General features: G+C 69.5%; 12 protein-coding genes. 10 read left to right on the top strand and 2 right to left on the bottom strand.

Annotated elements, in window-relative coordinates; translation table 11 throughout:
* The first annotated feature begins 180 nt into the window (after window positions 1-180).
* The gene (locus tag ACFWRO_RS29325) at window positions 181-471 is read left to right on the top strand and encodes a hypothetical protein (RefSeq protein WP_384515188.1); all 291 of its coding nucleotides are present in this window, start codon (window positions 181-183) and stop codon (window positions 469-471) included.
* Between the two features lie 113 nt (window positions 472-584).
* The gene (locus ACFWRO_RS29320) at window positions 585-887 is read left to right on the top strand and encodes a hypothetical protein (RefSeq protein WP_384515186.1); all 303 of its coding nucleotides are present in this window, start codon (window positions 585-587) and stop codon (window positions 885-887) included.
* Window positions 888-917: 30 nt separating this feature from the next.
* On the opposite strand, the gene ACFWRO_RS29315 is transcribed toward ACFWRO_RS29320, so the two are convergent.
* Window positions 918-1,706, bottom strand: a complete 789-nt coding sequence (locus tag ACFWRO_RS29315) for a hypothetical protein (protein ID WP_384515183.1) — start codon at window positions 1,704-1,706, stop codon at window positions 918-920.
* A 308-nt stretch (window positions 1,707-2,014) separates the two neighbouring features.
* On the opposite strand from ACFWRO_RS29315, the gene ACFWRO_RS29310 reads away from it, so the two are divergent.
* Window positions 2,015-2,248 (top strand): hypothetical protein, encoded by a 234-nt coding sequence (locus ACFWRO_RS29310; RefSeq protein ID WP_384515180.1) that lies wholly within the window; start codon window positions 2,015-2,017, stop codon window positions 2,246-2,248.
* A gap of 94 nt (window positions 2,249-2,342) precedes the next feature.
* Here the strand turns inward: ACFWRO_RS29310 and ACFWRO_RS29305 are convergent, their stop codons facing one another.
* Window positions 2,343-2,744, bottom strand: a complete 402-nt coding sequence (locus ACFWRO_RS29305; protein ID WP_384515201.1) for a DUF3592 domain-containing protein — start codon at window positions 2,742-2,744, stop codon at window positions 2,343-2,345.
* A 109-nt stretch (window positions 2,745-2,853) separates the two neighbouring features.
* Between ACFWRO_RS29305 and ACFWRO_RS29300 the strand changes: the two genes are divergently transcribed.
* Genes ACFWRO_RS29300 through ACFWRO_RS29270 form a run of 7 tightly spaced genes read left to right on the top strand, consistent with a single transcriptional unit; the run spans window position 2,854 to window position 10,846 of the window.
* On the top strand, window positions 2,854-3,726 hold the full coding sequence (locus ACFWRO_RS29300) for a hypothetical protein (protein WP_384515177.1): 873 nt from the start codon (window positions 2,854-2,856) through the stop codon (window positions 3,724-3,726).
* Between the two features lie 30 nt (window positions 3,727-3,756).
* On the top strand, window positions 3,757-4,956 hold the full coding sequence (locus tag ACFWRO_RS29295; protein WP_384515175.1) for a phage tail protein: 1,200 nt from the start codon (window positions 3,757-3,759) through the stop codon (window positions 4,954-4,956).
* The gene (locus ACFWRO_RS29290; protein WP_384515173.1) at window positions 4,953-6,206 is read left to right on the top strand and encodes a tape-measure protein; all 1,254 of its coding nucleotides are present in this window, start codon (window positions 4,953-4,955) and stop codon (window positions 6,204-6,206) included. Before ACFWRO_RS29295 ends, ACFWRO_RS29290 begins: the two co-directional genes overlap by 4 nt.
* A 58-nt stretch (window positions 6,207-6,264) precedes the next feature.
* The gene (locus ACFWRO_RS29285) at window positions 6,265-7,191 is read left to right on the top strand and encodes a phage distal tail protein (RefSeq protein ID WP_384515170.1); all 927 of its coding nucleotides are present in this window, start codon (window positions 6,265-6,267) and stop codon (window positions 7,189-7,191) included.
* A gap of 49 nt (window positions 7,192-7,240) precedes the next feature.
* The gene (locus tag ACFWRO_RS29280) at window positions 7,241-8,440 is read left to right on the top strand and encodes a hypothetical protein (RefSeq protein ID WP_384515168.1); all 1,200 of its coding nucleotides are present in this window, start codon (window positions 7,241-7,243) and stop codon (window positions 8,438-8,440) included.
* A 40-nt stretch (window positions 8,441-8,480) separates the two neighbouring features.
* A complete protein-coding gene (locus tag ACFWRO_RS29275; protein WP_384515165.1) occupies window positions 8,481-9,668 on the top strand; it encodes a hypothetical protein in 1,188 nt (395 codons plus the stop codon).
* Window positions 9,669-9,700: 32 nt separating this feature from the next.
* The gene (locus ACFWRO_RS29270) at window positions 9,701-10,846 is read left to right on the top strand and encodes a hypothetical protein (RefSeq protein ID WP_384515162.1); all 1,146 of its coding nucleotides are present in this window, start codon (window positions 9,701-9,703) and stop codon (window positions 10,844-10,846) included.
* Window positions 10,847-10,854: the final 8 nt, after the last annotated feature.

The following is a 10,854-nucleotide window of genomic DNA, read 5'->3' as shown; positions in this document are numbered from 1 at the left end:
GTTAAAAATTTGCCCCCTTTGGTTTTGGGGCGTGGTCTCGGGGGGGCCCACTTAACTCTTTTTGTACCGACTTACCCCGGCGCCAGTTTCACCCCCCCCCCCCGGGGGGGGGCCGGCCCCCCCGCCGCCCCCCCCCACCCCTCTCCTCCTCACTCACTCGAACAAGGAGTACGCATCACCATGGCCCGTTTCGACGTCAACGCCGCCCGCGCCCAGCGACAGGAGGCCCACGGCCGCGCCTGGTCCTTCGAACTGGACGGCGAGTCCTACACCCTGCCCACCGAGCTCTCCCGCGCGACCGCCAAGGGCCTGCGCAAGCTCGACGACAACGACGTGGACGGCCTGCTCGCGCTCCTGATGGGTGAGGAGCAGTTCGCCCGGTTCGAACAGCACGACATCACGATGCAGGACATCGCCGCCATCCTGGAGGCCTACGGCAAGGAGACCGGGCTCGGCCTGGGGGAAGACTGAGCCTCGTCGAGTTCGTCGACGAACACGCCGAGGCCCTTGAGGCGGATCTCCTCCGCTACTACCGCGTCGATCTCCTCGACTGGCACCGGGGTGAACTCTCCAGCCGGCGCGTGATGACGCTGATCAAGCATCTGCCGCGGGACAGCGCCGTGCAGCTGGAACTGCACGGCGAGGCCGCCGAGTGGTCGATCACCGACCATCTCCTCGCGGCGGCGGTGGACCATCTGGCCGTCGCCAACTGGATGTTCACCTGCGTCAACACGGGCGAGGACGACGACTCGCCCGAGCCCCCGAAGCCCGTTCCGCGTCCGGGTGCCACCGACGAGGACGGAGAAGGACAGGACGATGACTCCGCGGAGCAGGGGAACACCGGCGAGGTGGTCTCCCCCGGAGCCCTCGCCCGGTTCTTCGGCTGACACCCCCCACGGCCCCCGGAGCCGCTCCCGTCAGGGATCGGTCTCCGGGGGCGCTTCCTGTGCTCGCTCGGCCAGCTCCCCCTCCAGAGCCCTGGCCCGCTCGGAGAGCCTGCGGCCCTTGCCACCCGGGCGCCCGGGTTCGGTGGGATCGGGTTCACGGCGCTCCGCGGCGGGGCTGGGCTGTGCCGGTACGCCCAGCGGCGGCACGATCGGGCGGCCTCCCTTGCCCCGGACGACCTTCCGTACCGGCTGGGCGTTCCTGCGGGCGCGGCTCTCGTGCGCGGTCACGACGACGTCGAGTTCCGACTCCGGTTCGGGTCCCGTCTGGTGCTCGGGTTCGGGTTCTGGGCGTTCGGCGCGCTCTGGGCGCTCGGGGCGTTCGGGTTGCCGTTCGAACTGTTGGCGCTCCCTACGAACCCGCTCCTCGGCCTCCACCACGGCCGCGGGCGGTTCGAGGAACCGGGCGAAGGGCAGCTCGATGACCCGGGCCCCCTCGGAGCCGACGTCGGTACGGCGCTGGGGGCGACGGATTCCACGCGCGTCACTCTGCCCCTGCGCGTAGGCGTCGGCCACGCGTTTCTCGTACTCGCGGCGGATGCGCGGCAGTTCGTTCGAGACGGCCTCGGCCCAACCGGACGTGAAGGCGTTCGTATCCCGCCGGTCGACCTCGGCCCTGGGTATCACGACGAGCTCCTCGGGTGCGTACCCGTGGACATGGACGAGCTCTGAGAGGAGCGCGAAGAGATGGGGCAGGTCCGGCTGGGGCACGAACCAGTCGACGGCCCGCTCCTGCCGGCTGCCACCCGGCTCCGTATCCATGCGTCAGTTGCCTTCCAGCCCCCAGGGGGTCCCCCCGCGCGCCCCCGCGCCGCCCCTCGCCCCCCGAAGTAGTCGGGTCCAGGGAACGCGGCCTCCAGGTTACCCCTGTCGAACACCAGCGCAGATTCCGGAGCCAACCTCGCCCGGGATCAGGCTGGAAGACACACCGTCAGGCGTTTCCGGCTCGACAAACACCGAACAGGTGTTCCACACTCTAGTCGTACAAACGTTCGAAACTGTGGCGCCCTCGCTCTCCGCTCCGCGGCGCCGCCACACAGGCACGGGCAAGCAACGGAAGGCAGGCGTCCATGACTCAGCAGGCCGGGGCATCAGGACCGCACATCCCGCTCCAGGACCGCCTCCGCCAGCTCCTCGACGGACCCGTCGCCCTCGACAAGAGAGCGCTGCTCGGCAGGCTGTACGCCGAGGTCTCCCGCTGCGAGACCCTCGCGTACACGGCGGGCTGGAGCGACGCCCTCGCGGAGTCCCGCCGCATCTCCCGGGGCGACAACCGCCTGGACCGCACGTCGCGTCAGGACTGAACCGCCGCCGGCGCAACCGACACGACAGCCACCCGCCCCGATCACTGGGGCGGGTGGCTGTCGCGTTGTTCACGGCACGTGAAGCCGAGCCACGTCAGGAGAAGGCTTTGGCCAGCACGATTCCGAGCACGAGCACGACGAGCCCGCCGCCCGTGACGTACTTCGCGATCCAGCCCTCCGAGGACGAGTCAATGTCCTCCGGGGCGCCCGTCTTCGCCCTCGACGGCCGCTTCCTGTCGTAGACGACGGGGACCACTGTCCCCACCGGGGCCGGCTCCTGGAGCTGCAGTTCGTAGAAGTTCCCGTCGCGCTCGCCCTCCGGAAGGGAGACCCGGTAGTGGACGCGGATCTTGCCGTTCATGACGTCATGGGCCCAGGAGACCGCCTCCCCCTGGACGCCCCGGCGCTCGAGCGCGCGCAGCCGGAGAAACATCACGACATTTCCGGTCGTCACAAGGGCTGTAAATCCCCCCACGATGGCGAGACAGGATCCCACCACGACAAAGAACTGCCCCACAGTCGCCCCTCCCTAGCCCACACGACGCAAAAAAGCTAGCAACGGCCTGCCTACCGGTCAACCCCGAGAAAAGATTCGAGGGAGCACAATGGCTGATGATCACGCAGAAGTACTCGCCAGAATTGGCGAGGTGAAAACAAAGCTCGAAGAAGTCAGCAAGGCTGTCGCCGCCAATAAGACTCCGCCTCCGGCTGCCGCCACGAAGGCCGAACTCGACGCCAAGGCAAAGGAGATCATCGATGCGGTCAAGGGAGGGAAGGACGAGAACAAGGCATGGTGGGAAGCCCTCATCGAAGGGTTGGGCTTCAAGGACGTGCTTGCCGCCATCAAGGATCAGAAGGATTTGACCAGCCTCATTCCGCTGGCCATCGGAGCTCTCGGCGTCATGATGCTGGGAAAGATCTTCGATCTCGGAAAGCTGTTCAACACCGGCCTGGAAAAGGTGACGGCCAAAATCGGCCGCAGCCGTGGCAACCCGAATTCCCAGGGCCGGATTCTCGCGCTGACCGACAGCGGCATTCCCTGGGCCCGCCCCCGCGCCGAAGCCGAGGCCGCGCCGATCATCGCCATGGCCCGGGGCGCCCTCAGCCCCACGGAGTTGGGCAACCTCAAGGATGCCCTCATCGACGTCAACCCCCACATCCGGACCTTCAACGAGCGCGTCGCGAACATGCCTTCCAGCCGAGCGCTCGGCAAGACGGCCAAGGGCGTCGAGAAGCTCGGCCTGGCGATCGACGGCACCGACCTCGACAGGCTCAAGGACGTCACGAGGGAATCCGGCACCCTCAAGAGCCACATGGCGGACTTCGCGCCCAACAAGATTCCGCAGAATCTCCGCTCGGCCACAGAAGCCGCCGAGAAGCTCGACCGCGCCGGTCAGAACCTACAGACCCGATTCCGAACCCTCAAGCAGGATGCCGCGGACGCAGCCGCCGCCATCGCCGGCGCCGGCGGCTCCTGACCCGTCCCCGCCACGAAAGGAGGTACACCCATGTCTCTCGTCAGTTCCATGAAGAAGGCGTCCGACTCCCTGCGCACGCTCAAGACACAGGCGTCCGGGGCCGGTTCCTCGGTCAAGAAGGTCGGGGACGCCGGCCGGTCGGCGAACGGTCAGATCAAGAACCTCAGGACCGCCGCCCAGGGCTCCAGCACCCAGCTCAAGAACCTCAAGACCGCCTCGGACCAAGCCGAGCGCGCCATGAAGAAGGCCGGAAACACCGCTCAGTCGGCCGGCGGCAAGCTCGGCAAGTACGAGTCCGGCGCCGGTAAGGCGGCCAAGGGCCAGGACAAGCTCAACAAGTCCATGAAGGGCAACATCCTCGCCCGGCTGCTCGAACTCTTCATGCCGCTCATCGAGAAGGTCGTCGAGATGGCGTCCCGCTCGAAGACGATGCAGACGATCATGAAGAAGGCGTTCAGCGCCATCAAGACCGTCATCAGCTCGGTCATGAAGGCCGTCGGGCCGATCATGAAGAAGGCCGGCGATCTGATCAAGACGGTGTGGAACGGCATCAAGAAGGCCATCTCCACCGTCGTCAAGGCCGTCGCCACCGTCATCAAGACCTACGTGAAGATCTGGAAGACGGTCATCACCACGGTCATGAAGGCGATCAAGACCGTCATCAGCTCGGTCTGGAACGGCATCAAGGCCGTGATCACCCCGGTGGTCAACTGGATCAAGACAGCGATCCCCAAGGCGTTCAGCGCCGTCAAGGACAAGATGTCGTCCATCTGGAACGGCCTCAAGGACATCGCGTCCCGGGCGTTCGACGGCATCAAGAGCGGCGTGAAGGGCCCGATCAACTCCGTCATCGGCCTGATCAACCGAATGATCGGCGCCCTGAACCGGGTCAAGGTCAGCGTCCCCGGCTGGGTGCCGATCGTCGGCGGCAAGACCTTCGGCGTCAACCTGCCGACCATCCCCATGCTCGCCACCGGCGGCGTCGTCATGCCCCGCACCGGCGGTGTCCCGGCGATCCTCGCCGAGGCCGGCGAGGCCGAGGCCGTGCTCCCGCTCTCCAAGCTGGACCGGCTGCTCGAACTCACCGCCCGCCGTGCCCGCATGGCCCAGGGCCCCCAGGCCGTCGGCGCCGTCGCCGGGCTGCACATCGAGCACTACCACGCGGCCCGGGGCAGTGATCCGCACTCGACCGCGAAGGCGCTCATGTACCTGGTGAAGGCACGCGGATGAGTGCCGCGGCCGCTCTGCCGAACCCGTTCCGGGGCGTCGCCCCGGTCACGGACTCGCTGAGACAGGGACTCGGCCAGGCGGGCACCTCACTGCAGCGGCTCAAGCAGGACGTCCAGCGGGCGTCCGGCGGCCTCGACAGCCTCGCCGCCGGCATCCGCAACGCCGGCACCTCCCTCCGCGGCCTCGGCCAGAGCGCGGCCGGGGCCGCCACCGCCGTGACCAGGATCCGCCGGTCCGCCGCGCCCACGGGCGTCCGGCGGATCGGCACCGCGGCCGGCAAAGCCCGTACCGCCACCGCCAAGATCGCCACCGGCACCGGAGCCGTCCTCGGCATCCTCCTGCCGCTGCTGCCCATCACCGATGTCATCACCGGTCTCCTGGGCACCTTCGGCACCGTCATGACCGTCGCCTCCGTCGCCATGACCGGCATCAACGTCGCCATGCGGGCCAACCCGCTCGGCTTCCTCGTCGGCCTGATCGTGCCCATCGCGGCGTACCTCATCGAACTGGCCGTCACCTCACAGACCGGCCAGCGGATCATCAAGCAGGTCTTCGAGCAGGCGCTGAAGGGCTTGCGGGCGGTCTGGACGTTCATCCAGCCGATCATGAAGGTCCTCGGGCAGGCCGTGGGCACGTACGTCAAGGCGTACCTCACCGTGTTCAAGACCGCGCTCAAGATCGTCGGATCCGCGATCGGCGGGATCTCCAGGATCGGCTCCGCCGTCCGCTCCGCCTCCAACGCGTTGCGCACCATCGCCTCCCGCACCATCGGCGGCATCAAGAGCGCGATCCAGCCGATCAGCCGCTGGATCACCGACAAGGTGCCCGGGTTCTTCCGCACCGCGAAGGACGCGGTGACCAACTCCCTGCGCGGGATCGGCGATCTCATCGAGGGCGCTCTGAGTACCGTGCTCGGTGTCGTGAAGGGACCGATCAACGGCCTCATCGCCTTCGCCAACTGGATCATCGACGGACTCAACGAGCTCAGCTTCGAGATCCCCCTCACCGGCAAGAAGTTCGGCGTCGACCTCGACAAGATCCCGATGCTCGCCGAGGGCGGCATCGTCTCCCCCGGCTCGCCGGACGACTACCGCATCGACTCGCTCTCCCAGCTGGAGAACCGTCGCGTCCCGGCCATCGCCGAAGCACCCCCGCGGCCGCACCGCGTACGGGAGTTCCACGAGCGGCCCGGCGCCGGCCCCCGGTCGACCGCCGAGGACCTGCTCTTCCTCGCGACCGCGCACCGCTGACGGCGCACCCCTCACCGCGCACCCCTGACACCCCATCCGAAGTGAGGTGACGGCCCCCATGGCCGAGACCACAACCGCATACGCCACCGGAACCGGATACACCGCCGACGTCGCGCCCGGCTCGCTGATCACCCAGGACGGGCAGATCCAGTGGGCCGGGCTTCTCATCGGCCCCGGCACCCCGTTCGCCGTCGACCGCTCCGGTCTCACCGGCTGGGAGGACCTGCCGGAGTACGACACCTCCGACGCCGACCGGCCCACCTCCCACGGCGCCTGGCCCGGCTCCCGCTACGCCAAGCCGCGCAAGGTCGGCGGGACGATCGTGCTGATGCCGGAGTACAGCGCGGCCACCCAGGCCATCCGCGCCCTGCGCCAGGCCCTCGCCCTCCTCGACGAGGAGCGCTGGCTCACCGTCCGGCTCCACGGCGAACTGCTCACCGTACGCGCCCGGATCGCCCAGCGGATCGTCCCCGCGGACCAGGGCTTCGCCACCCAGGGCAGCTCCAAGATGTCCATCCAGTGGCTCGCGGCCGACCCCCGGCGGTACGTCGTCAACGAGGAGACCGCCACCACCACCGCCCCGCAGCCCGAGTCCGGGCTCACCTGGCCACTGACCTGGCCGCTCGACTGGGGCCAGGCCAAGAGCACCGGTGACGCCGTCGCCCTGAACACCGGCTCCGCGCCCACCCACCCGGTGATCGTCTTCCGCGGCCCGTGTTCCATGCCGACCGTCACCGAGCGGACCAGCCGACGCCGGCTGCGGTACGCCATCGACCTGGCCGCCGGCGACGAACTTGTCGTCGACACCGCCGAGGGCACGGTCACGCTCAACAACACCGCCTCACGCCGGCACACCGCCATGGCCGACTCCAGCCCCGAGGAACTCTTCCTCCTGGAGCCGGGCCGCACCGAGCTGGCGTTCCGCCCCGACGGGGCCGGCGAGGACGCCCTGATGACGGTCCGCTGGCGCAGCGCCGAGTGGTGAGCCGGGTGGTCACCGTCCCTCCGACCACCTCCGAACAGAGAGGCGCACCATGACCGTCACCGCCGCCTGGCTCACCGCCACCGGCCAGACCCGCGAGGACACCCGCCTCGCCCTGGCCGCCCTGCTGACGCCCAGTGGCCAGAGCGCCGAGGAGACTCCGCTGCGCTCCCGCCCCGGCATCGTGCCGGGCGGCTTCGTCCTGACCGGGACCTCGCCCATGCAGTGCGTGATCGGCACCGGCCGGGCGATCGTGCAGGGCAAGGACACCGACCAGGGCGCCTATATGGTCGCCGCCGTCTCACCGCAGACCCTCACGATCGAGGACGGCGACCCGCAGTACGACCGGATCGACCTGATCGAACTGGCCGTCGTCGACGACGCGTACGACCGGACCGGCACCACGGAAGCCGTCCTACGCCTGGTCAAGGGCGAGGCGAAGGCCGTTCCGGCCGCCCCGGCCCCCGGCCCCGGCTCCACCGTCCCGCTCTACACGGTTACCGTCCGGGCCGGAAGCTCCGCCGGCACCGGCGGCATCGCCTGGACCACCGGCGGGGTCACCACCCAGCACTGGCCGGTGGTCGCGCTCGGCGGCATCACGCCCACCAGCGGCTTCAAGGGCGCGTACGTCGGCCAGTACCGCGACGCCGGCTCCAGCCTGCAGCGCTGGGACGGCACGACGTGGGTCTCGTACCCCAGGGCGCTCGGCGGCATAGCCCCGAGCGGTACGGCGACCGCCGGCACGTACAGCGGTCAGTACCGCGACGACTCCGGTGTCCTGCAGCGCTGGGACGGTCAGGTCTGGCAGTACGCACAGGGGCGGGCGAGCATCCTGCTCTCCACCTCGCAGACGCTCTCGGGCCAGGTTCAGAGCATCGCGCCGAACACCTGGACGGCGCTCAACCTGCCGACCGTCGACGTCGACGAGGCCACCGGCTGGAACGGAACCCACACCTACACCGTGCCGCGCACCGGCTGGTGGCGGGTCTCGGGGCACGCCGTCTTCGCCAACGACGCCCAGACCGGCATGCGCGGCGCCCGCGTCGTGGTCAACGGCTCCGGCGTGCAGCGCGCCACCTGGCTCACCCCCGCGGGCAACGGCGCCATCGCCATCGGCGGCACCTGCCTGCTCAAGCTCACCGCCGGCAACACCCTCCAGCTGGCCGCCTACCAGAGCCACACCGCGGCGGTGAAGACCCTGGGCGGCTCCGGCTACGCCTGCACCCTCACGGCCGAGTGGATCAAGTCCTGACCTCCGCGGCCTCCGCACACCTTCCTGATTGGAGAACCCCATGAACCTGCGCAGCAGCTGGGTCACCGAGACCGGCCAGACCCGCGAGGACACCCGCCTCACCCAGATCGGCGCGACCACCGCGGCCAACCCCGTCCAGGTCCGCTCCGGCATCCTGCCGGGCTCCTACAACGGCCAGCACCGGCTCTCCGGCTTCTGGATGACCGGCGCCTCCGCCATGTCGGCGACCGTCTCCGACGGCCGGGCCGTCATCCAGGGCGACATCTCCCAGGGTGCCTACCCGGTGACCCTGCCGGCCGCGGAGACGGTCACCTTCGGGCCGGGCGACGCCCAGTACAACCGCGTCGACCTCGTCGTCCTCAAGGTCTACGACCCGCTGTACGACGGACCGGGGCGCAACGAGGCCGTGGTCGAGGTCATCGTGGGCAGGGCCGACGCCGCCCCGAAGGCCCCGGCCGCCCCGCCGCGCAGCCTCCCGCTGTACGAGGTGACGGTGCCCGCCGGGGCCAGCGCGGGCAACGGCGGCATCAACTGGAACACCGCGCTGAAGGACCTGCGCACCGCGGTCGTCTCCCTCGGCGGCATCCTCCCCGTGGAGGGTCAGGTCGTCCCGGGCGCCTACCCGGGCCAGTTCCAGGACTCCGGCGGCGCGCTCCAGCGCTGGGACGGCGGCGCGTGGGTGCCGTACCCGTCCGCGCTCGGCGGCATCATCCCGAACAGCGCGGGCACCCTCACGGCCACCTACACGGGCCAGTACCGGGACACCGCGGGCGGTGTGCTCCAGCGCTGGAACGGTTCGGCGTGGAAGCCGGCGGTCCCGGGGCCGTACTTCTGGGGATCCAACGACGCGGGGTGGACGACGTCGACCACATACACCCCGACGCTCTCGGAGACGGTCGACACTCCCCTCAAGGTCAACTTCGTCGTGCCGGCGTCGGGCGCTGTCCTGGTCAACTACGGCGCCCGAATCAGCTCGGCCTCGACCACGGCAGCATGGATGGCTCTCCGGATCACCCAGGGCACCACGACGTACTACACGGAGAACGACGAGATCGCCGTCGTCCACACCAGCGCCACCGCCTCGTCGATCGCGTCCGTAACGCGCTTCTACGGCATGACACCCGGGCTCACCTACACGATCACCGGCATGTTCAAGGTCGGCGCCAACACGACCCAGATCAAGGGCAACTTCGACAGCACCTTCATCATGGTCACCCCCCAGAACTGACCCGGCCCACAGACCGTCCGACAGGAGCCCCCATGCCCGTACGCTCCGGCTGGCTCTTGCCCACCGGGCAGACCCGCCAGAACACCCGTATCACCTCCCTCGGCGCCACCACGCCCGCCAACCCGCTCGCCTCCCGCTCCGGGATCCTGCCCGGCACGTACGACGGCAAGTTCCGGGTCGGCGGTCTGTGGCTGAGCGGAAACGGCCCGATGACGGCCACCGTCTACCACGGAAAGGCCGTCATCCAGGGCGCCACCACCGACGGCGCCTACCCGGTCGCCCTGGACGAGGACATCACCCTCACCTTCGCCGACGGCGACCCGCTCAACCCGCGCATCGACCTCGTCGTCGTCCGTGTCTACGACAACGACGCCGACGCGCTCGGCAAGTACGAGGCGGCCATCGAGATCGTCCGGGGCGAGCCGGGCGCCACTCCGGTCGCGCCCACCCCGCCCCCGCTCTCGCTCACGCTGTTCGCCATCAGGGTGAAGCCCGGGGCCTCGGCGGGAACGGGCGGCGTCGGCTGGACCGACAACGGCGTCGTCACCGACCTGCGCACCACGATCGTGAGCGCCGGCGGCATCCTGCCCGTCTACAACAACGCCGGCGCGGCCGGCGCGTACCCGGGCCAGTACCAGGACAACGACAACTCCCACTACCTCCAGCGCTGGGACGGCACCGCCTGGGTCGCCTACCCGAAGGAGATCGGCGGCGTCGCCGCCAACGGGACGCTGTCGACCGGTAGTTACATCGGGCAGTTCCGCGAGAACAACGGGGTGCTGCAGCGGTGGAGCGGCACCACGTGGGTCAACTACCACGCGCCGTACGACATCGAACCCGTCTTCACGGGTGCGACGGCGCAGACCGGCTGGAATCTCGTCTCCTTCTCCGGTCGCCGCACCCGCGCCGGTGTCGTCATGGTGCGGGTCGCGCTCACCCGTACCGGCGGGAACATCACCGCCGCCGCCAACGGCGTCATCGCCGAACAGCCGTTGTGCACCCTGCCGGCCGGCTGGTCCCCGGCCATGACCTTCGACACGGCGGCCACGGACACCCAAGGGTGCGGTGTCGGCACGATCTACGCCACCACCGCCCAGGTCACCCTCCGCTCCTGGACGCCCACCGCGGTCATCCCCACCGGCCGCACCCTGTACGTCTCCGCCACCTACGTCCTGTAAGGGGGTTC

Origin of the sequence: Streptomyces sp. NPDC058579, from assembly GCF_042718575.1 — a bacterium.
Classification (GTDB): Bacteria; Actinomycetota; Actinomycetes; order Streptomycetales; family Streptomycetaceae; genus Streptomyces.
Note: the sequence above shows the minus strand (reverse complement) of the source record. Positions and strands in the feature narration are given on the sequence as shown.

Coding starts and splice junctions, on each gene's coding strand:
- ACFWRO_RS29325 (WP_384515188.1), top strand. CDS start 181: ATGGCCCGTTTCGACGTCAACGCCGCCCGCGCCCAGCGACAGGAGGCC.
- ACFWRO_RS29320 (WP_384515186.1), top strand. CDS start 585: ATGACGCTGATCAAGCATCTGCCGCGGGACAGCGCCGTGCAGCTGGAA.
- ACFWRO_RS29315 (WP_384515183.1), bottom strand. CDS start 1,706: ATGGATACGGAGCCGGGTGGCAGCCGGCAGGAGCGGGCCGTCGACTGG.
- ACFWRO_RS29310 (WP_384515180.1), top strand. CDS start 2,015: ATGACTCAGCAGGCCGGGGCATCAGGACCGCACATCCCGCTCCAGGAC.
- ACFWRO_RS29300 (WP_384515177.1), top strand. CDS start 2,854: ATGGCTGATGATCACGCAGAAGTACTCGCCAGAATTGGCGAGGTGAAA.
- ACFWRO_RS29295 (WP_384515175.1), top strand. CDS start 3,757: ATGTCTCTCGTCAGTTCCATGAAGAAGGCGTCCGACTCCCTGCGCACG.
- ACFWRO_RS29290 (WP_384515173.1), top strand. CDS start 4,953: ATGAGTGCCGCGGCCGCTCTGCCGAACCCGTTCCGGGGCGTCGCCCCG.
- ACFWRO_RS29285 (WP_384515170.1), top strand. CDS start 6,265: ATGGCCGAGACCACAACCGCATACGCCACCGGAACCGGATACACCGCC.
- ACFWRO_RS29280 (WP_384515168.1), top strand. CDS start 7,241: ATGACCGTCACCGCCGCCTGGCTCACCGCCACCGGCCAGACCCGCGAG.
- ACFWRO_RS29275 (WP_384515165.1), top strand. CDS start 8,481: ATGAACCTGCGCAGCAGCTGGGTCACCGAGACCGGCCAGACCCGCGAG.
- ACFWRO_RS29270 (WP_384515162.1), top strand. CDS start 9,701: ATGCCCGTACGCTCCGGCTGGCTCTTGCCCACCGGGCAGACCCGCCAG.